This is a genomic window from Persicitalea jodogahamensis (genome assembly GCF_014651615.1).
Taxonomy (GTDB): domain Bacteria; phylum Bacteroidota; class Bacteroidia; order Cytophagales; family Spirosomataceae; genus Persicitalea; species Persicitalea jodogahamensis.
In genome coordinates, this window is the sequence record NZ_BMXF01000005.1 from 158,105 (window position 1) to 178,949 (window position 20,845).

Genomic DNA, 20,845 nt, shown 5'->3' on the forward strand with positions numbered 1-20,845 from the left:
GTTTAGATCATTGCTTATTCTTGTAAGCTTTATCCAGAAATTCGTAGCGGGCGTCGTTCTTCGCTTTTTCGGTGCGCGATTCCGTGTCGATGATCATCACGGCCGGGGCGGCATCGCCGGCTTCAACGATTTCCCATCGGGGCAAAGTACCTCCGTTCGGGTTGCCCGTTTTGATGAAGTTAGCGAAATATTCCGACATCGTTTCGGATACTTTGTAGTCGTCAGGAGTCCAGGCGTACTCCTTGATCAGGTGCAGGTTACCCATGCAATACTCGATTTCACAGGCGTGGGGGGCGCCTACGGCTTTGGGAGGTTCGGGCGTTTCGGCCGATTTTTTCAAAGTACCGCCCGCCAGGCCCGAAGCCAGGGTATTGTCCACCAATGGCGGCCGCAACTTGCTGTACAGGTAGCGGTACACAGGTTGCGAGGAATTGGCGCGGTGCAGATCAGACCACTTCCAGGTAGCGTAGGCAATGAAGCGGTCGGAGGCCAGGGCCGTGGCTGATAGCTCTACTTCCTTTTCGTTGGCGTTGGGATATAGTTTGAGTACTTCTTCGTAGTTATCGGGGTACTCCGCTTTGACCCGGGCCATAAAGTTGGCGGGCGTGTTGGGTTTTCCCTGCATAAAAGCACCCGCGGGAATTTCGGCCGAATTCCAGCCTACCAGCAAGGGTACCTGCGCCTGCTCCCGAGCGGCAAAAATTTGCGGCAGGTACTTCGGCAGGAAATAGCCATCCAATACTACCGGAAAACCAAAGCGCTTTGATTCATCGTACAGCTCATACAAATCCCGCGTTGAAAGGGCCCGTAGCTCTTTCAAAGTGCCTGCTCCCGCATTTCTGGCAAATTCAACGCCCTGCTTTTCGGCCTCGGCAAGGGGCACCGGCGACATGGTGGGATTGATGCCCGCCCCGCTTTCACCGATCGCTCCGGCGATGAGTCCTTTCGTGAGCGGTGATGCCATCTGATAGCTTACGGCAACGGAACCCGCCGATTCGCCCGCGATGGTCACTTTTTTGGGATCCCCCCCAAACTGTCCGATATTCTTTTGCACCCATTTCAGAGCCGCCAGCTGGTCAAAGTACCCATAGTTTCCGGAGGCTTTGTAGGGCGCTTCGGCCGATAATTCGGGATGGGCAAAGTTGCCGAAGATATTCAGCCGGTAGTTGCAGGTTACGACCACGATCCCTTTTTGGGCCATTGTTTCGCCATCGTAGCGGGGTTCGGAGCCGTCGCCCGCCACGTTGCCCCCACCGTAGAAGTAAACCAGTACCGGCAGGTCCTTGGTGTTGCGCCTGGCCGGGGTCCACACATTCAGGTACAGGCAGTCTTCGCTCACGCCATTGGAGCGGGAGTTCATGTCGCCAAAGACGAGTTTCTGCACGGGGCGCGGGCCGAATCGCTTAGTCTCTTTCACGCCCGGCCACTTATCCAGCGGCTGTGGCGCTTTCCAGCGGAGGTTGCCGACCGGTGGTTTGGAAAAGGGGACTCCGAAATAAGTTTGAATGCCCGTCTTGGTATCGTAATTGCCTTCGATGACCCCGTGTTCAATTTTAGTCTGTACGGCAAAAGCATTGGCATTCTGAGCATGGCTACTCAGGATATTGCTGATCATCAGCGCCATGGCGAAGAAAATATGTTTCATAAATAAAAAACGGTTAGGTATTGTCTCAATTTGCGACAATAATACTTGGTACTTTAAAAAAATCCTACTTATTTTTGAAAAAATATCAATAGGAGCGCGCCAAATCTTATGCAGGAAGACGACTACCTCCATCACCTTGCCTTCGATTCCGTCGTTTTTGGCTTTTCGGGCGAAAAACTGAAAATCCTGGTTTTGGAGTACCACAATACCAATCTGTTTGCGCTGCCCGGGGGCTTTGTCCGGCAGGACGAAAACCTGAACGATGCCGTGCGCCGGGGTTTGAAAGAGCGGACGGGCCTGGATAATATTTACCTCGAGCAATTTTACACCTTCGGCGATGTGGCGCGCTACAAGCCCGAGGTAATGGAACGAATCATCCGAGCCAATGAAATCCCCGACCAAGACCTTTCGTGGCTGCTGAAGCGCTTTGTTTCGGTGGCCTATTATGCCCTGATCAATTTCGATGATGTCGTTCCCGTACCTGATGCGCTGTCGGACTCCTGTGCCTGGTACGAGGTGGATCGACTTCCGCCCCTGATGCTCGACCACACGGAAATTGTGGAGAAAGCGCTGGAAACGTTGCGCGACAATATTGGCCGCAAACTGGTGGGCGGCAATCTGCTCCCGGCCCGGTTTACGATGAAAGAACTGCAACACGTATACGAAGCCATTCTGGGCGAAAAGCTGCACCGGGGTACTTTCCAGCGAAAAATGCTAAGTACGGGTGTGCTGAAACGCCATGAGAAACAGTACTCCGGCGCGGCCAACAAGGCCCCTTTTCTGTATAGTTTCGAGTAAGTGACGTATCCGAAGGTGGGGAGACGGATGATAAAATTATTTGACTGGAATGATTTTTTACGAGAGGGCCGGGTATAAAAATCCTTCTTGAAAAATGACTGAAAATCAGACTCCCAATTCGCACACTAAGGCCCCGGAACACCTGTTAAGCCGCAGACGCTTCTTTTTTCAGACCGGAGCAGCCCTTTTTACCACCACCCTTTTAGCTGCCTGCAGTGAGGCCGAAGACGACGTCCTGCCCGAAACCGAGATTCCTGAGAAAGAAATAATTCCGGACAGAGACAAAACACTGGCCTTTTTTGGAGATAGCCTCACCATCGGTGCCGGGGGCACCGCCCCCTACGGAAACAGCGTTGCGGCGGCCTTAGGGGGCCGGCCGGTCGTAAGCGACGGAATTGTGGGCCAGGGGGCCGCGAGCATCGCCGTCAGGCAGGGAGGCACCCCGCTCAAAATCTCGGTTGAAGGTGGTAAGCTGGACGGTATCAAGCCGGTGAAGATTACCAAGCTGAGCAATGAATTTTTATCGACTCCTTTCAGAAAAGAAGAATACAGCCGCACGGGAACCATAAGTGGCGTACGCTGCACCATTCGCAGGGCCGAAGGCGAAGTATATACCATCACGCCCTCTACGGTTAGCGTGATCGAAATTCCGGCGGATTCCGAGTTTGTGCTGGAAGATGCGGCCAAACTCAAAACCGCCACGCAGATACTCTGGTATGGCCGGAACAATATCGGTAAGCCGGGTGCGGAAGAAGAAATCATTACTTCCCTGGCCAGTTCGGTGGCCTATATCACCGCCCCCGCCCGGTACGTTGTGCTGGGGGTCCTGACCGAAGCGGATGAGAACAAAGGATCCGACAACTACAATACGGTGGTTTCCATTAACGAAAAGCTTGCCGCCAAATACGGCGACGCCTACGTGAAGATGACGCCTCCGACCGACGCAGAGCTGGCCGCGATTGGCTACAAACCGACGGCGGACGATCTTACCGATCTGGCAAATCTCAACTTCCCCAGAGGGCTAAGAGCAGATGTCAAAAATGACGACATCCACCTGAACGACAAGGGCTATCAGATCGTCGCGAACCGCGTGATCGAAAAGCTCAAGGCGCTGAAGTACTAGGCTGAAGGGTACCCTGATCATGCAAAAACATTCCGTTAGTAAGCACAGCAACCACTTTACTACCTCGCAGTGAGGTGGTTGCTGCATGCAAGGCAAGGGTTACGAGTAGACCAAAACGGCGCTTTCCTTTTTCGCCTATGACAAAAATAGCGCTTAGTTCAATTCTTCTTTTCGTGGCTGTTTGCGGTAAGGCGCAGCAGATTATCCCCCTGTACTCAGGTACCATTCCCAACGCGACGTCCTATGCGATGCAGGAAAGCACGTCGGAGAAAGACGGCAGGATTCTGTGGTACCGGAAGGTATCAAAACCTACCCTTACGGTTTTTCTGCCAGCTAAGGAAAAAGCCAGCGGAGCCGGGGTCATCATTTTTCCGGGCGGCGGCTATTCCGGGGAAAGTTATGATGCCGAAGGCATCCGCATCGCCGAAACGTATATCAACCATGGTGTCGCGGCCTTCGTGGTCAAGTACCGGCTGCCCAGCGACTCGATTATGGTGGACAAAAGCATTGGTCCGCTGCAGGATGCGCAGCGAGCCATCCAGCTAGTGCGGGAGCGGGCCGCCGAATGGAACCTCGCGCCCGACAAAATCGGGATTATGGGCTTTTCGGCGGGCGGACATCTGGCCTCCACGGCCGGTACCCATTTCGACGAGCCGCTGATCGAGAATCCCAAAAGTACCAGCCTGCGGCCCGATTTCATGATTCTGATTTATCCGGTCATTTCGATGACCGAAGTACCCGCCCACAAAGGATCGAGGGCGAATCTGTTGGGCGAGAACCCTACGGCGGCCCAAATCGAACGGTTTTCCAACGAACTGCATGTAACTACCCAAACCCCACCTACCTACCTGACTCACACGGGCGACGATACCGTAGTGGATGTGGACAACAGCATTGCGTTTTACCAAGCCCTCCGGCATCACAAAGTGCCCGCCGAGATGCACCTTTATCCCACCGGCAACCACGGCTTTGTGTTGAAACTACCTACCGAAGAATGGATGGTACCGCTGTTTACGTGGATGAAGAAAAATGAGTGGGTGAAGTAGCAAGGAGAATCGATGGTTTGCGGGCCGACAGTAAAACCTTATTGAGCAAAGTATTCACGCAAAATTCTAAGGAAATGGGACACTATAAAGCAAACTCGATAAACTCTAAGAGTTTCAGCCTGACAACAGAAAACTCTAAAATCGGAGAATTAAACTATACGACCTGGTATTCGTTTAAGGCTGAAATACAATTGGCAGATCATTCGACTTATCAACTTGAACCAAAAGGATTTTGGGATCAAAAAATCGAATTAAAAAGAGAAGAGACAACGCTATTAGAGTTCAACATGGGTTGGAAAGGGATTCTTATCAAGACCAACTTCAATGGAAGTGAGAAAAATTATTTGTTGAAACTGAAAGGACTACTAAGCAGTAAATTCATATTGATTGACTCAGAAGAAAATGAGCTTCTGGCGGTTGACACTGACTTCAAGTGGAATAAGCTGAATTTTGACTATGCGATCGAAACTTCAACAGAATTTGACAGTATGAAAAATAAGGAGCTCATGCTCTTGACTATTCTGCATTGTATAAATTATTACTTGACCTTTATCAGTGGAGCAGCTTAAAAGCAGATTGAGCACTTGGAGATATTTTAGTATTTTCAAAGCTACTTCTGTATTGACTGCTTAAGACAGCAGCAGCAAATTTATGGCATGAGCCACGCAGCCCGGAGGGCTTATGGATAATCGTCACTCGGCAGAGAGCCGAGCGACTGCCGGGATTTACTTACTGATCTTTATCTTAAAAGTTTAAATTGAAAAAAGAAAATAGCGTCAGTCGACTGATCTTATTTTTCTATATTTGTAAATAAGATCAGTCGACTGACGCTATATGGCTAAGCTAAAATCATTTTCTAAAGAGCAGATTCTTACAAAAATCAAATTTGAGAACCCTTGGTGGGATAGCGGTAAAATCGACCCTTACTATATCTCCATGCGAAGAAGACTTTACTTTGATCTTTTTGCTCCTCTCATTTACGAAAAAAAAATCCGGAGAGCCGTAGTGCTAATGGGCCCCCGACGGGTTGGTAAAACCGTCCTACTTTTTCATTTAGTGCAGGACCTTATTGACATGGGCGTCAAGCCCATTCAAACCTGCTACCTGTCTATTGAAAATCCTATCTACAATGGGCTGTCGTTAGAAGAACTACTTCTGTACTATTTGGAAATATCAGGGCAAAAACCTACCGATCAGCTATATATTATTTTCGATGAGATCCAGTATCTTAAAAATTGGGAAATCCACTTGAAGGCTCTGGTAGATAGCTACCATAGCATTAAGTTCATCGCGTCGGGTTCGGCGGCGGCGGCTCTGAAACTAAAAAGTAACGAATCTGGGGCTGGGCGCTTCACGGATTTCATGCTCCCCCCCTTGACCTTTCATGAATACATTGACCTGAAGGGGCTTTCAAGTTTGGTGACGCTAATCAGCAAAGAATGGAAAGGCGCGACCCGAAACTACTACCATGCTGAAAATATCGAGGAATTCAATCAACATTTCGTTGACTACATCAATTTTGGAGGTTACCCGGAAGTCTCTCTTTCGAAGGAAATTCAGTCAAATCCAGGCCGATATATCCGAAACGACATCATTGATAAAGTTCTGCTGCGCGATCTACCTGGCCTGTACGGCATTCAGGATGTGCAAGAACTGAACTCCCTGTTTACAACCATTGCCTACAACTCTGGGAATGAATTCACCTATGATGAACTCTCCATCGGCTCGGGAGTGTCGAGGAATACGATCAAACGTTACATGGAGTACCTTGAAGCTGCTTTTTTGATCAAAGTGGTTCACAGAATTGACATCAATGCTAAAAAGTTCAAGCGTGCCACGGCCTTTAAGATTTACCTGACCAATCCCTCACTCCGAAGTGCCCTTTTTTCTCCGATCGGCCAGGAGGATAATTTCATTGGCAATATGGTTGAAACCGCTATTTTCTCGCAATGGAACCACAATTCGGACTTTATCCCCTATTACGCCCGCTGGGATAAAGGCGAGGTAGATATCGTATGCTTGTCAAAAAACAAGCAAAAGCCCGTATGGGCCGTGGAGATCAAATGGAGTAATCGCTACGCAAAGAGCCTCAGTAAACTTTCCGGATTGAAATCTTTTTGTCAGAAAAATAATCTGGACCGGACGCTAGTAACCACGCTCGATATAGAAGAAATCAAAGGTGACGATGGCTTAGTATACGACTTTACTCCTAGCAGCCTCTATTGCTACACCGTAGGCCGCAACGCCGTAGAGGACAAGCAGCAGATTTTATCAATGGGGATTTCGCATTAGCGTGCTGACTGGCAGTAGACCTTTCTCAAATTGGTACTTTTTAAAATAAAAGACAGGCATAATCCGAGGCTTATGTCACACAGATCGTAAGCAATATATTGATTTTCAGCACATCATAATCTAATAAATCTGCGACCTGCGTAACGAAATCATCATTTACCTTTTTATCGCGGTTCTCCCGACCCAGCCGGAAAAACAACCCCCGTTACCTCTTCACAAATCCCGAGAAACTCATCCTGCAAACCAACATCGCTGGCCGCAGGCGCAAAAGGCTTTTGCTGTTTGTGAAAAAAATACCGGCCACTCACCAGCGCTTCGGCCTCATCGCTGGTCGCCAGCCAGGTTTGGGTCGTGTAGCCTTTTTCCAAATCGTCAGGCGCACCCGCGCCGCCCATTTTGGTAGGTACCCAACCCGGATTGACGGCATTGGAATACACGTCGGGCCATAAGCGGGCCACGGCCTGGCTCAGTAAAACTACCTGTAGTTTGGAGTCGGAGTAGCTGATTCCGCTCAAATCAGTACGTAGTTGTTTCAACCGGGCCTGTCCGCCTGCGTGCAGGCCTGAACTCAGGTAGATTAGACGTTTGGGGGCATGGATCAGGCTGGTCAGGATGTAAGGAGCCAGTGTGTTGACCGTCGCAATTACGTCCCCGGAAGCCCGATACACTCCCGCATTATGAATGACGGCATCGAACGTTCCCAGTGCATTGACCCGGGCCGCCAATTGCTTCGTTTCCTCGATACTTGACAAGTCTGCCGTGAGTACCGCCTCGGCGCCGGGTACCTGGGCCAATGCCTCCTGTCCTCTTGCCTGATCGCGGGCATGCAACACTACCTGATGCCCTTCGCTCACCAATTGCTGAGCCGCCAGTTTGCCCAGACCATCTGCTGATCCGGTGATGAATATACGTGCCATGGTAAGCGCAGTTAATTTAAGTTCGTTTTCAGGGTGCGAACGCCTCTTCCGGCTACCCCGATTTTCTACCGATTCATTCTACAACGACCCGCACGCGATCCAGGTTCTGGATGCAGGTGCGGGAGAGGATTTCATTTCTTCCTTCGTATCGAGGCCATCCGCAATACAGGAAATTAGTATTGTCCTGCCGAATAAGTGGTGATTTATGGATGATCTCGTTCTAGCGGTTGGTCAATAAAAAAGGGCACCCTGAATAGGTTGCCCTTGTACTCACCAACTATGTCAGAAACCCGGAAACTACTGATCACTTGATTCGCCTGGCCTTCGTTTCGAAGCTGTCCATTAACATCCTGATCAGGGAACCATCATCCACTTTCGTGAGGTTGATCGCGATTTCTCCGGCCTGGGAAGGGTCGATATCCATTCCGTTGGCGCTTTTTCCATTGCGGTAATCGACTAAAATTAAATTGCCAGGGTTTGAAATGCGGTTAAAGACTATTTGTCACCAGAATCCAGTACGGCTTCCACGCCCATCACTACCATCAGACTGCCGAGCGGATGTTCGGGGTTGACAAATACCAGGTAGACATCGTGCGGCTTGTTGTCGGAAGGAGCGGGTAGTTTGACGGGAATCGTCAGTGGCGAGGGAGCAAAGCCCACCGCATCCGACGCTTCCAGGAACGTCGATTCACCGATCAGTTTTCCGGTGGGGCTATCCAGGCGCAATTCCACCTTGCCACCGTTGGCGTTGAGCTGCGCCTTGGGAGCAGCCGCGAGCAGTCGCAATTCGGAGACGCCCGTCAGGTCCAGGTTTTTGATTTCGGCGAAGGCCCCGGATTTGGCGGGAATCATCAGATTATTACCTCCAAACGACATCTTGTTGATGTTATCGTAGGTATCGAAGCCGTGCACATCCATTTTGGCATTTCTCAACACTAGGGTCTGCTCCGACCGCAGCGAGGGCAGTCCATTGGCACCTTTGTCTTCGTAAGACGCCCGCACGATAAATACGCCCTTTCCCTTGTCGCCTTCGGGTACGCTGGCGGTGTAGTTTCCTTCGGTTCCAAGGGCATTGGCAGAAGCAGCCTCACCGGATACGCTGAGAATGTACTTTACCATGTCGGCGGCATCGGCGGTCGAAAGCTGCGGGTGGGCCGCCATGGCGGTTTCGCCCCAGACGCCCCCGCCTCCGGCGATCACTTTCTTCGTCAGGCGTTCCAGCGCGCCGGCATCGCCCTTGTACTTCTTGGACACGTCGGCGTAAGCCGGACCGATGGATTTCTTCGCCACGTTGTGACAAGCCATGCAATCACTGGCTTCGATGAGTTTTTTGCCGCTGGCAAACAGCGCACTGGCGTCAGCCGAGCGGTGTCCCTGCGCAATGGCCACCTTGTCGTAGCCCTCCGGCAGGTAGTCGATCGTGACCGCCACCCGCTCCGGGTCGATTCCTTTGCCTAATGTACCGTCTTCCTTATCCTTCACTTTCACCTCGTAGGGGAAAGGCTTGTTCGGTACATAAAACGACTTATTACTGCCGGGCAACTCTACCGTCAGAACCGGGGGTTCGTTGCCGACCGAGATATCCATGGATTGCGATGAGACGCCTCCTTTGCCGTCGTCCACGGTCAGATCGGCTTTGTACATTCCCTGTTTTGTGAGCGTCAAATTGGCTTCGGGCGTAGTTACGACCTTGGAAAAGCCATTTTTGGAGGTAATCTTCCAGACGTATTTCAGGGCGTCCCCATCGGCATCGACGGTACCCTGGGCGGTGAGTTTCAGTGCCAGCGGAGCCGAACCGCCCAGTTTGTTGGCAGCCATCTGAAGCTGCGGCTTGCGGTTGCCGCCGTTGTACTCGATGCGGATCAGGCGGGCGTCGTCGTTGGCCGAGAACCAGCCCGAACCGTATTCAAGCATATACAGGTCACCGTTCGCCGCAAACTCCATGTCCATCGGATTACTGAACTTATAGCTCGGCATGAAACGCTCCATCGCCCGATAGTTGCCTTCCTCGTCCATCGTCACGGACATAATCCAGCCGCGCATCCAGTCGTAGGTCAGGATTTTTCCGTCGTAGTACTTTGGGAAAGCCCGGTCAGCCGATTTGAAATCCTCGGCGTAGTACATCGGTCCCGCCATGGCGTTCCGTCCGCCCGCGCCCACCAGCGGAAACTTGGGAGAACCGTCGTAGGGATACCAGATGAAGGCTTTCTGCGCCGGGGGAAGTACTTTCAGGCCCGTATTATTGGGAGAGGTATTACTCGGGGCGTTCACGTCCCACTTTTCGCCGGATTTCCCGGCGGCGAAGTCATACTTATTGTAGGCTTTATTGTCGCCCACAAAGTGTGGCCAGCCAAAGTTACCCGCTTTGCGGGCCTGCCCCACCTCGTCGTGGCCAGCCGGGCCGCGGTTGGGATCGGGTTTGGCGGCATCGGGGCCAACTTCGCCCCAATAGACGAAGCCCGTCTTCTGATCGACCGAAATACGGAAAGGGTTCCGGTGGCCCATGGTGTATATCTCCGGGCGGGTCAGTGGGGTGCCTTTGGTGAAAAGATTGCCCTCAGGAATCGTATAAGTACCATCGGGCTGAGGTTTGATGCGGATGATTTTGCCGCGCAGGTCGTTGGTGTTGGCAGACGATTTCTGGGCATCCCAGGCCGAGCGGCCTTCGCGCTCATCACTGGGGCTGTATCCGTCGGAGCCATGCGGGTTGGTATTGTCGCCCGTAGAGAGGTACAGGTTCCCGGCCCGGTCCCAGGCAATGGAGCCGCCCGTGTGGCAGCACTCCTCGCGTTGGGTCGGAACGTCCAGCAGTACTTTTTTAGAATCCATTACCAGCTCATCCCCTTTCAGTTCAAATCGGGCCAGTATATTTTTGGGCTCTTCGGGAATTGAATAGTAGAGGTAAATCCAGTGGTTTTGGGCGAAGTTGGGATCTTTGTTCAGGCCCAAAAGACCGTCCTCGCCCATGGATTCTTTACCTTCCTTGCTCACATACCTGGTGCTCACGGGAATGGTAGCAATGGTTTTGAGTTCTTTCGTCGTAGTGTTGTAGATCCGCACTTCCCCTTTGCGCTGAATAAACAGGATGCGCCCGTCGCCCAGGACGCTGAGTTCCATCGGCTCGTCCAGTTTCTCTTCCAGAATGACTTTGGAAAAGCGGTTCTCTTCGGGCCGCGATTTGGTATAATCCAGTGGCTTGGGTGTGTCGCCGCCGGCAGCGTAGTGGATGCCCGCCCACAGGTGGTTCAGGAACAACGGTTCTACAAAGGTCTCATCCGTGTGGCCCATCGCCGTATAAAACGAGCGGCCCCCGTCAAACTCCTGGTACCAGCTCATGGGGTGGAAATCGGGGTTGCTGCCGCCGATATAGCTCTTTTCGTCGATGGTCAGGACGACGTTAATCTTCGGCGAAATATTCTTGAAGCTGTAAAACTCATCGGCGCGTTCAAACGTATCGGGCATTCCCTGGGTAGCCCAGTGATTCTTTTTGGTAACGGTATATTTCCCTTTCTGTACGTTACTCGGGGTTGAGGGGTGATCCTGAAACCAGGCCCCTGCCAGTTGCCCGTACCAGGGCCAATCGTACTCGGTGTCGGTAGCGGCATGGATGCCGACGTACCCGCCGCCAGCCTGGATGTACCTCTCAAAGGCTACCTGCTGCTCGTTGTTCAGCACGTCGCCCGTCGTACTGAGAAACACCACCGTACCGTACTTTTTCAGATTATCCTCTGTAAACTGGGCCGCGTCTTCCGTGAAATTCACGCCGAAGCCTTTTTCGGTTGCCATTTTAGCCAGGGCTTTTTTGCCCGCTTCAATGGACTGATGCCGGAATGCCTCTGTCTTACTGAAAACCAAGACGTTTGTTTTGGGTTTTTGGGCCAGTGCAGCATGCAGTAGCATCCATGACCCAATCAGGAGAAAGCTGATTTTGAAAAAGTTAAGGTTCATACTTTATAGGATTTTCAGGTTTGATTGCTGACAAATGTAGGTGAAAATATTTATTGTCTAAATAGTAGACAATAAATATTTTCAAATTCAATCTTTGCAGAATTCTAAATTCTTTAGACCTGTATTCACCAAAAGTCAGGGAAATGGTTTCCCAGTGAAGCTACCTCACGACTGTGGAGCCGAAGAAATCTTACCTTTGAACCCTGCCTGCCAACCGGAAAAGTATAAGACTATGTATTCACACAGTGAACAAGACTATATCCCGCAGCTTTCGATTGACTGCGTCATATTTGGCTACCAGGAAACCCAACTCAAAGTACTGGTTCCCAAACTGGATTTCCGGGGCGACTTTTGGGCGCTGCCCGCTGGATTCATTTTGCAGGACGAGGATATAGACCTGGCGGCCCGCCGCATTCTGGAAGTGCGGACCGGCATCAAGGATATCTACCTGGATCAGTTTCGGGTGTTCGGCGGCACCGGGCGCAGCAACCGGCCCTTTTTGGAGCGAATGATGTCGCTCAATGAGGGTAAATTGGGAAGTAAGATGTTAAACCGGAAGGAGTTTGAATGGGTCACCCGACGCTTTGTTTCGATTGGGTATTACGCTCTGGTAGATATCAATAAGGTGGTGCCCCAAAAAAACGACATGGATGAATCCATTGACTGGTACCCGATCAAGGATTTACCACCGATGATCATGGACCACCATGAAATCGTGGAGAAAGCGCTGGAAACGCTCCGACTGAACCTCGACCAGAAATTGATTGCCTTCAACCTGCTCCCGGAAACCTTCACCATGCGGGAATTACAGGAACTATATGAGTCCATTTTTGACAAGCCTTTTGCCCGCAACAATTTCCAGAAAAAAATCCTGAACTTGAACGTACTGGAACGCCTGGAAAAGAAATTCACGGGGGCGGCTAACAAAGCTCCCTACCTGTATCGCTTTTTAAATGCAAAAGGCTAGGATCAGAAATTGGATTTAGTAATGGCAGCATCACACACTTTCTGTGAGAAGTAGTCGACCGTCGCTCTGCCATCCCACTTTTAGCGTAGAATCAGCGACGACGCCCCTTTTATCAACAGCCAGCGTATGGGGTCTGGTAACTGTAGTGCATATGTACTACAGCTCCGGAAGGTTAGGATTGAATAGGATGTGCGATTTGAGAACATAGTCATGAAAAGCATTACGGTGCTCTTGCTTGCGGTATTGTTGCTTTTTTCCTGCCAACAGCAGCAGGAGAGGCAGTATGTGATTGGTTTCTCGCAATGCCTTGACAACGATGAGTGGCGCAGAACCATGATCAGAGAGATGGAACGCGAACTGTCTTTCCATCCCAATGTGAGCATGATCACAAAGAGTGCCGGGGGAAACAGCACGATTCAAATTGCCCAGATTCAGGAATTGATGGATCAGAAAGTCGATCTCCTGATCGTTTCTCCGCTGGAAGCCCAGCCCCCAACCCCCATCATTGAAAAAGCCCTCGACCAGGGCTTTCCCATAGTTGTAGTCGATCGGCGGACTGCTTCGCAGAAATACACGGCGTTTGTGGGAGCGGAAAATCTGCTGGTAGGCCAGAACGCCGGTATATACGCCAACGTGCTTCTGAATGGTCAGGGAACGATCCTGGAAGTGGGGGAAGGAGCTGACACTTCGCCTTCTCTGGACCGGCATCGTGGATTTGTGGAAGTACTTCAGAAGTACCCAGGACTGGTACTGGAGGAATCTCTGATCAGGGATTGGACACCGCAGGAGTACGAAGAAGAAATCAGAAACTACCTTAGTCAGCACCGTGACATCGACCTTGTTTTTGCCCAAAACGACCGTATGGCCCTACAGGTTTTCGAAATCTGTGAAGAACTGGGTCTGGAAAAAAGCATCGAAATTATCGGCGTTGATGGTCTTTATGGTGAAAACGAGGGGCTCGATCTGGTGGATAAAGGGGTACTGGCAGCCACAGTCCTATACCCTACCGGCGGCGAAGAAGCCATTGAGGTGGCGATGGATATCCTGAACAACCGCCCCTATCAAAAGGAGAACCTGCTTTTTACCACGATTGTCAACGGCGACAACGTCAGGATTTTGAAGCAACAGGCCTCAAAATTGATCGACCAGCAGGCCAATATCAACCGGCAGTCGGCGCGGCTGGCCGATCTGAATGAAACCTATTCATTACAGAAAAACGCCCTTTACGTTACCATCCTGCTTTTGTTGCTGGTTCTGATTTTTGGATCCGTACTTTTTTACTTATTACGGGAAAAGCAGCGATCCAATAAAGTGCTCGCGGTGCAGAATGTAGCGATTCGGGAACAAAAAGAGGAAATAGAACGCGTATCCCAGCAAGCCCGGCAAGCGACCGAGGAGAAAATAAGGTTCTATTCATATATGTCGCATGAGTTCAAGACACCACTGAGCCTGATACTGACACCGACCGAAGATTTGCTTGACCGTAAAGCCTTCGACAGGCGCGAGGTAATACCCGTCCTGACCCTGATCAGGAAAAATGCCAACCGCTTGCTCCGGCTGGTAGAGCAAATACTGGATCTGCGTCGGATCGATGCGGGGAAAATGGAACTGGCCGCAGAAACTTATGATTTGGTGGAGTTCACACGGGATATCGTCCAGGATTTCAAAATGAAAGCCCAAAAGAGCCGGATTGACCTGCAATTTGTTTCGCCCCTCACCGAACTACCCTACACCTTCGATGCCGAAAAGCTGGATAAAGTACTTTTCAACCTCCTCTCGAATGCCTTCAAATACACGCCCGACGGCGGGTTGATTCATGTTTCGCTGTTGCTGGCCAATAACGAGGTCGAAATAAAGGTCGTTGACAATGGGGAGGGAATGACTAAAAAAGACAGGGAACAGGTCTTTGAAATATTTTACCGCGCTCAGCAAAACACCTCCCTCGGCTCGGGGCTGGGGTTGGCGCTTTCGCGTGAATTTGTGCAGTTGCACGATGGGGAAATTTATGTCGTTTCCGAAAAAGGAAAAGGTACTACGTTCACGGTCGTTTTGCCCCACAGGAGTGTGGTGCCTTCAACCGGGAAAAGTGAATTGCCTCATTTTCTCCGTCACTCGCCCGAAGAATTCGGCACACCGAACCAGTACAATGATTCTCAGGATAACGGTGAAGGAGCTTCGCTGATTATCGTCGAAGACAACCCCGATCTTCTGCAATTCCTGGAAAACAAGTTTTCTGTCAACTACCAGGTCCGCATTGCTCATTCGGCGGAAGATGGCTGGGAGGCTATTCTTCAAACGATCCCCGACCTGATCATCAGCGATGTGACCCTTGGGGGAGAAGACGGGTTCTCTTTGACGCAAAAAATCAAGAAGGATTTTCGCACTTCTCACATCCCGGTAATCCTGCTGACGGCAAAGGGCGGAATAGAGAGCCAGATAGAAGGCACCCGGGCCGGAGCCGACGCATACCTTTCCAAGCCCTTCAACCAGAAACTGCTGGAACAGAAAGTGCGGACGCTGCTGGACAACCGCAACCTGATGAGACGACGATTTTCCAATGAGATCACCGACCTGGATCAGGTGCCTACGGACGAAAGGAAGTTTTTGCTCGACTTTGAACTACTCATCGAAAAGCATTTGAAAAGCCCGGCTCTTTCGGTGGAAACGCTGAGTCAGGAGATGGGTATGTCGCGGACGCAACTCTACCGGAAAATTACCGCCCTGACCAATAAGAATGTCAACGAATACATTGGTGAATTCAAAATCAAGAAAGCCCAACAACTCCTGACCGACCCTCTCCTTAACATCGCCGAGGTCGCCTACGCACTCGGATTCAGCACGCCCAACTACTTCTCAACTTTCTTCAAGCAGAAAACGGGTAAGACGCCCTCAGAATGGCGCAATAATTAGGGTATCAATTTTATACTTTCTGTAACAAAATTGATAGTCGCCCTTATTTAGGCATCACAACATCCTGATATTCAGAACTATATACATTGTATCAACTTTGTATGTATTTGGCTGATTCGTGCACTTCCTTTCCTGGAATATACTCCAATTTTGATGTACCGTCGCTTCCGGAAACTTCCTCCCGGGGAGCGGCCATACCGGATGTATTCCTTTCATAATTAAATAATAAACACGATGAAAAAGATTCTATTAACGTGCATGATCATGCTCATAACGCTACCGCTTGTGCTGGCCCAACGTCAGCTAACCGGTACTGTCTTGGCTGAAGACTCAAAAGAACCGTTGATTGGGGCGACGGTGGTCGCCAAGGCAACCGACGCTGGCACTACCACCGACGTGGAAGGAAAGTTCTCGCTTTCCATACCGGAAAATGCCACCGCTCTCGTGATTTCTTATATCGGCTATACAAGTAAGGAAGTGCCCATCGCCGGGAAAAGTACAGTGGAAGTTTCTCTGGTTCCCGGTAGTGAACTGGGTGAACTGATCGTGGTGGGCTACACGTCGTCTAAAAAAGAAGACCTGACCGGATCGGTCGCCGTGGTCGATTTGGAACCCATCAAAAATATTAGTTCGGGTAACCCCATGCAGGCGCTGCAAGGGCGGGTGCCGGGCCTTTATATCGAGAAAACCGGCTCACCCAGTGGGGCCAACTCCCGTATTCTGATCCGGGGAGCCAATACCCTGGGCAACACCGATCCGCTGTACATCATCGACGGCGTGCCGACCAAACGCCCCGAGGTGATGCAGACCATGCCTCCCGGCTCTATCGAATCCATCCAGGTACTTAAGGACGCCTCTGCTTCTTCCATCTACGGTTCGCGGGCGTCGAACGGCGTGGTAATTATCACAACAAAAAATGGCTCGAATTCCAATGGCAAGCTGAACATCGACTTCAATTCCAGCATTTCGGCCCAGTCCGAAAAGTACCAGCGGTTCACGATGCTGAATGCCGTGGATCGGGGAAAAGCCCTCTGGCAGGCATCAGTGAACGACGGCGTCAATCCCGAGGATGGCTACGGCGCGATCTACGGATTTGACTGGAACAAGGACTTTACCAATCCTGTGCTGAATGGGGTAACGGTGAAACCTCTCGTAGGCGGCGATCCTAATATGCCCGTTGGCGACACCGACTGGCAGGACGTGATGTACAAAACGGGTGTCGCGACCAGCAATGAACTGATCCTGTCGGGCGGTACCAAAAACTCCTCGCTGTCTATTGCGCTGGGACACTACCACAACACCGGAATGCTAAGGTACACAAAATACGACCGCCTCTCGGGCCGGATCAATGCCCGCACCAGTGCCTTCAGCAACCGCCTCAACATCGGTTCCAACATCATGCTCTCTTCGTCGAACGAAACCCTGGCTGCGACCGACATCGGCGGCGCACCCACACCCGGCCTGGCGGTTACGCTGGTGCCCACGATTCCGGTGTACGCCGCAGACGGTACTTACGGCGGGGCCATCGGTTCGGGGTACTCCGACCGTAACAATCCCCTGCACATGCAGGACATCAATAAATGGGACAATACGAATCGCATGACCATTTTTGGTAATGTTTTCGCCGAAATAGAGCCCGTCAAAAACCTGTTTCTGAGAACCAGTGTCGGAGTGGACAACGCGCGCTATTCTTTCAAGAACATTGAACAGTCTTTCGAAGAGGGGTCTTTCGGCCGCACCAGCAACAGCCTGACCATCGACCAGAACAAGCTGATATCGCTCACCTTTACCAATACGGCCCGCTACAATCTGAACCTGGGAAGAAGCAGCTTCAAATTCCTGGCAGGGGTGGAAGCCATCAAGAATACTTTTGATGTTCAGATCGCCAGAAAAGAAGGATTCGCGGTGCAAAGTGAAGATTACTTCGTGCTGAGTGCCGGCACGGGCAATACGTCCGTCGTGGGTACGGGTTCGGGCAACCGCCTGCTCTCCCAGTTCGGAAGGGTGGACTACAACTTCTCCGATAAGTACCTGGCCGCCCTGACGATCCGCCGTGATGGGTCCTCCCGCTTCGGAGCCGACAATCGCTACGGTATTTTCCCCGCCGCCTCGTTTGGCTGGCGCATCGATCAGGAAGATTTTATGCGTGATGTGAATGCCATCAGCAGCCTGAAACTACGCCTCGGCCTGGGCCGGGTGGGCAATCAGGAAATCGGCGACCTCGCGCGGTTTGGCCTGTACGACACCCGCTACGGGGCCAGGGCCTCCAACTTCAACGACGGCACGGGCCACCAGCCTTTCTTCGATCAGTTTTGGAATATCGGCACGGCCTACGACCTCGACGGTGCCAACACGGGCAACCTTCCTTCGGGTTTTGTGTCCACGCAGGCCGAAAACCCGCGCTTGAAGTGGGAAACGACCGACGAGATAAACGTGGGAGCTGATTTTGGCTTCCTCGACGGCACGATTCAGGGTTCGCTGGATATTTTCAGTCGCGTCACGAGCGACATCCTCATTAAGCCTCCGGTGGCATCCGCCGTGGGAGAAGGACAGTTGAGATCGCTGAACGGGGCCACCAAAACCAACAAAGGTTTCGAGCTTTCGGTCGGGTACTTTGCCAAGCCCAAGGGCGACTTCACCTACAATATCATGGCGGGTATCGCCCGTTTCCGCGACAAGATTACGGAATTGCCGGAAGAAGTACGGTCGGCCTACGCCGGAAACGCCATCACTTCCATCATTGGCCATTCGCAATTCGATCTATTCGGATACAAGACCGACGGCCTTTTCCAGACACAGTCCGAAGTGGACGCCGCCCCCAGGCAGGTAGGTGCTGCTCCCGGAAGGATTCGCTACGTAGACACCAACAATGACGGGGAAATCAACGATCTGGATCGGGTTTTCTACGGTACCACGCTGCCGGCCCTCGAATACAATATCAAATTCGAGGCCTACTACAAGGCGTTTGATTTCTCGCTGTTCGGTTCAGGAATCGCAGGTCGTAATGGCTTCGACATTTACACTTTCTACAACAATTTTGTGCGCGGCAGGGAAAATGTAGGCCCCGGCGTGTTCGACGCCTGGACGCCCAACAACACGGGTTCGACCATCCCGGCGTTGTCGCTGTCGGATGTCAACAACGAGACCCGCCCTTCCGACTATTTCAACGTGAACACGTCCTACTTCAAGCTCAGAAACATCCAGTTAGGCTATTCGCTTTCTCCCAACTTCGTCCAAAAGATCGGACTGAGCCGATTCCGCCTGTTTGCGATGGTTGACAATCTGTTCTTGGTAAAGTCTGCCAGCTTCGCAGGGCCCGACCCGGAGCGAACCGACATCAACGCCATTCCGGTGCCGCGTTCCTTCACCTTTGGCCTCAATGTATCCTTCTAGGAAGCTGCCTGGTCTTGGACAAATCATCAATCTTAAAAAACAGCAGGTCAAATTTCCTTTTGTTCCTACAAAAACTACTACAATGAAAAATAAAATAGCAACCCTACTATTGATCGCCGGTAGCATGACCATCACCACCTCATGTAAGGACTACCTCGATTTCGAGCCTCAGGGCGTGTTGTCTTCGGACAACATCAACTCGGCTTCCGGGGCCGAATCGCTGGTGACTGCTGCCTACGCGGGAATCGGAAACGACGACATGATCGGTCCCATGACCAGCATGTGGGTGTACGGCAGCGTCCGCTCCGATGATTCTTACAAAGGAGGCGGCGGGGTGTCGGATGTAGCAGACATTGATTTTTACGAGCACTACAATCTGACCCGTGCCGATATGGATTGGATGCACCCCTTCACCTGGGAGAATTTTTACAAGGCCATCTCCCGGGCCAACGTGGCGTTGCGTACTGTCAACTCACTGACCGAAGCGGAGTTCCCATTGAAGAAAACGCGTCAGGCGGAGTTGCGCTTTCTGCGGGCGCACTCGCATTTCATGTTGAAGATGTTGTTCAAAAACATCCCCTACATCGATGAGTCTTTATCCAACGACGACATCCTGACCGTTTCCAACGTGCAGTACACTAACGACGAGCTTTGGAACAAAATAGCGGACGATTTTCAGTTTGCCGTGGACAACCTGCCCCTGACCCAGCCTCAGATCGGCCGGGCCAATCAGCTTTCCGCCGCCGCCTACCTGGCCAAGCTTCGCCTGTTTCAAGCCTACGAACAGGATGACAGCCATAAAGTGACCAATATCAATAAAACACGGCTACAGGAAGTCGTCAAGTTGACCCAGCAGGTAATCGGTTCCGGCAAGTATAGCTTGCAGAATGACTTCGCGGAAAACTTCATCGCCGAAACCGAGAATGGCCCCGAATCCGTTTTTGCGATCCAATACTCAATCAATGACGGCACAGCCGTCGGGCGCGTCAGCTTCGTGACCGGACTCAACTACCCGCACGGCGCACCGCAGTACGGCTGCTGCGGATTTCATCAGCCCAGCCAGAACCTGGCCAATGCCTTCAAGACCGACGCCAACGGGTTCCCGCAGTTCGACACTTTCAACGCTACAGATGTCAATTTCGCCACCAACACCGTGGATCCCCGTGTGGATCATACCGTCGGCATCGACGGCCACCCCTACAAGTATGACCCAACCAAGCCATTCAGCAACAGCTGGGTGCGTGATCCGGGCGTGTACGGTTTTTTCCACACCATGAAGGATCAGCAATTGGCAACCAGCCCGTCGTACAAGAAAGAGGGTCCATTTATCGGTTCTTCCAAAAACATCGACATCATCCGTTACGCCGACGTGTTGCTGATGCAGGCCGAGGCATACATCGAACTCGGCCAGCCCGAACTGGCGCTGCCGCTCATCAACCAAATCAGGAACAGAGCCGCCAAGAGTACCGGACGGTTGAGGAAAACCGACGGCACGTTTGCCTCAAACTACAACGTGAAGCCTTACCCGTCGGCGGGCTGGAACCAGACGACGGCCCGCAGGGCCTTGCGCTGGGAGCGACGCCTTGAGTTTGCCACGGAAAGCCCGCGCTTCTTCGATCTGGTACGCTGGGGTATTGCCGCCGAAACGCTGAATGCTTACCTGGAAAAGGAAAAAGTGAGAAGGCCCTTCCTATCCACCGCCAAATTCACCGCCGGTCGGGATGAGTACCTGCCCATCCCGCAGCGCGAGATCAGCCTGACCAAAGGGTTGTACAAGCAAAACCCAGGCTTCTAAATCCCCTATCC

The 20,845-nt window shown here is 51.8% G+C and carries 12 protein-coding genes; 9 read left to right on the forward strand and 3 right to left on the reverse strand.

The genetic code is table 11. From position 1 onward, the window contains the following. Positions 1-7: 7 nt before the first annotated feature. A complete protein-coding gene (locus tag IE117_RS21945) occupies positions 8-1,645 on the reverse strand; it encodes a carboxylesterase/lipase family protein (protein ID WP_189567287.1) in 1,638 nt (545 codons plus the stop codon). 108 nt (positions 1,646-1,753) lie between these two features. Here IE117_RS21945 and IE117_RS21950 point away from each other — a divergent pair, with 108 nt between their 5' ends. The 5 genes from IE117_RS21950 (at position 1,754) to IE117_RS21970 (ending at position 6,904) form a co-directional block, all read left to right on the forward strand. Next, on the forward strand, positions 1,754-2,443 hold the full coding sequence (locus IE117_RS21950) for an NUDIX hydrolase (protein WP_189567289.1): 690 nt from the start codon (positions 1,754-1,756) through the stop codon (positions 2,441-2,443). Positions 2,444-2,537: 94 nt separating this feature from the next. Further along, positions 2,538-3,566, forward strand: coding sequence for an SGNH/GDSL hydrolase family protein (locus tag IE117_RS21955; RefSeq protein ID WP_229581287.1), 1,029 nt, complete (start codon positions 2,538-2,540; stop codon positions 3,564-3,566). Positions 3,567-3,703: 137 nt separating this feature from the next. Next, positions 3,704-4,612, forward strand: coding sequence for an alpha/beta hydrolase (locus tag IE117_RS21960; protein WP_189567291.1), 909 nt, complete (start codon positions 3,704-3,706; stop codon positions 4,610-4,612). Beyond that, positions 4,600-5,181 carry a hypothetical protein gene (locus tag IE117_RS21965; protein ID WP_229581290.1) on the forward strand — a complete coding sequence of 194 codons (582 nt, stop codon included), beginning with the start codon at positions 4,600-4,602 and terminating at the stop codon, positions 5,179-5,181. Before IE117_RS21960 ends, IE117_RS21965 begins: the two co-directional genes overlap by 13 nt. 367 nt (positions 5,182-5,548) lie before the next feature. After that, on the forward strand, positions 5,549-6,904 hold the full coding sequence (locus IE117_RS21970) for an ATP-binding protein (RefSeq protein WP_229581292.1): 1,356 nt from the start codon (positions 5,549-5,551) through the stop codon (positions 6,902-6,904). Between the two features lie 164 nt (positions 6,905-7,068). Here IE117_RS21970 and IE117_RS21975 read toward each other — a convergent pair whose 3' ends face one another. Continuing rightward, positions 7,069-7,821 (reverse strand): SDR family NAD(P)-dependent oxidoreductase, encoded by a 753-nt coding sequence (locus tag IE117_RS21975; RefSeq protein ID WP_189567295.1) that lies wholly within the window; start codon positions 7,819-7,821, stop codon positions 7,069-7,071. 495 nt (positions 7,822-8,316) lie between these two features. Then, positions 8,317-11,769, reverse strand: coding sequence for a ThuA domain-containing protein (locus tag IE117_RS21980; RefSeq protein ID WP_189567297.1), 3,453 nt, complete (start codon positions 11,767-11,769; stop codon positions 8,317-8,319). Between the two features lie 232 nt (positions 11,770-12,001). On the opposite strand from IE117_RS21980, the gene IE117_RS21985 reads away from it, so the two are divergent. The 4 genes from IE117_RS21985 to IE117_RS22000 all read left to right on the forward strand — a co-directional run bounded on the left by IE117_RS21985 (position 12,002) and on the right by IE117_RS22000 (position 20,834). Further along, a complete protein-coding gene (locus IE117_RS21985; protein WP_189567299.1) occupies positions 12,002-12,736 on the forward strand; it encodes an NUDIX hydrolase in 735 nt (244 codons plus the stop codon). Between the two features lie 210 nt (positions 12,737-12,946). Continuing rightward, positions 12,947-15,646 carry a substrate-binding domain-containing protein gene (locus tag IE117_RS21990; RefSeq protein WP_189567301.1) on the forward strand — a complete coding sequence of 900 codons (2,700 nt, stop codon included), beginning with the start codon at positions 12,947-12,949 and terminating at the stop codon, positions 15,644-15,646. Positions 15,647-15,880: 234 nt separating this feature from the next. Then, a complete protein-coding gene (locus IE117_RS21995; protein ID WP_189567302.1) occupies positions 15,881-19,039 on the forward strand; it encodes a SusC/RagA family TonB-linked outer membrane protein in 3,159 nt (1,052 codons plus the stop codon). An 82-nt stretch (positions 19,040-19,121) separates the two neighbouring features. After that, positions 19,122-20,834 carry a RagB/SusD family nutrient uptake outer membrane protein gene (locus IE117_RS22000; protein WP_189567311.1) on the forward strand — a complete coding sequence of 571 codons (1,713 nt, stop codon included), beginning with the start codon at positions 19,122-19,124 and terminating at the stop codon, positions 20,832-20,834. Positions 20,835-20,845 lie beyond the last annotated feature (11 nt).

Coding starts and splice junctions, on each gene's coding strand:
- IE117_RS21945 (WP_189567287.1), bottom strand. CDS start 1,645: ATGAAACATATTTTCTTCGCCATGGCGCTGATGATCAGCAATATCCTG.
- IE117_RS21950 (WP_189567289.1), top strand. CDS start 1,754: ATGCAGGAAGACGACTACCTCCATCACCTTGCCTTCGATTCCGTCGTT.
- IE117_RS21955 (WP_229581287.1), top strand. CDS start 2,538: ATGACTGAAAATCAGACTCCCAATTCGCACACTAAGGCCCCGGAACAC.
- IE117_RS21960 (WP_189567291.1), top strand. CDS start 3,704: ATGACAAAAATAGCGCTTAGTTCAATTCTTCTTTTCGTGGCTGTTTGC.
- IE117_RS21970 (WP_229581292.1), top strand. CDS start 5,549: ATGCGAAGAAGACTTTACTTTGATCTTTTTGCTCCTCTCATTTACGAA.
- IE117_RS21975 (WP_189567295.1), bottom strand. CDS start 7,821: ATGGCACGTATATTCATCACCGGATCAGCAGATGGTCTGGGCAAACTG.
- IE117_RS21980 (WP_189567297.1), bottom strand. CDS start 11,769: ATGAACCTTAACTTTTTCAAAATCAGCTTTCTCCTGATTGGGTCATGG.
- IE117_RS21985 (WP_189567299.1), top strand. CDS start 12,002: ATGTATTCACACAGTGAACAAGACTATATCCCGCAGCTTTCGATTGAC.
- IE117_RS21990 (WP_189567301.1), top strand. CDS start 12,947: ATGAAAAGCATTACGGTGCTCTTGCTTGCGGTATTGTTGCTTTTTTCC.
- IE117_RS21995 (WP_189567302.1), top strand. CDS start 15,881: ATGAAAAAGATTCTATTAACGTGCATGATCATGCTCATAACGCTACCG.
- IE117_RS22000 (WP_189567311.1), top strand. CDS start 19,122: ATGAAAAATAAAATAGCAACCCTACTATTGATCGCCGGTAGCATGACC.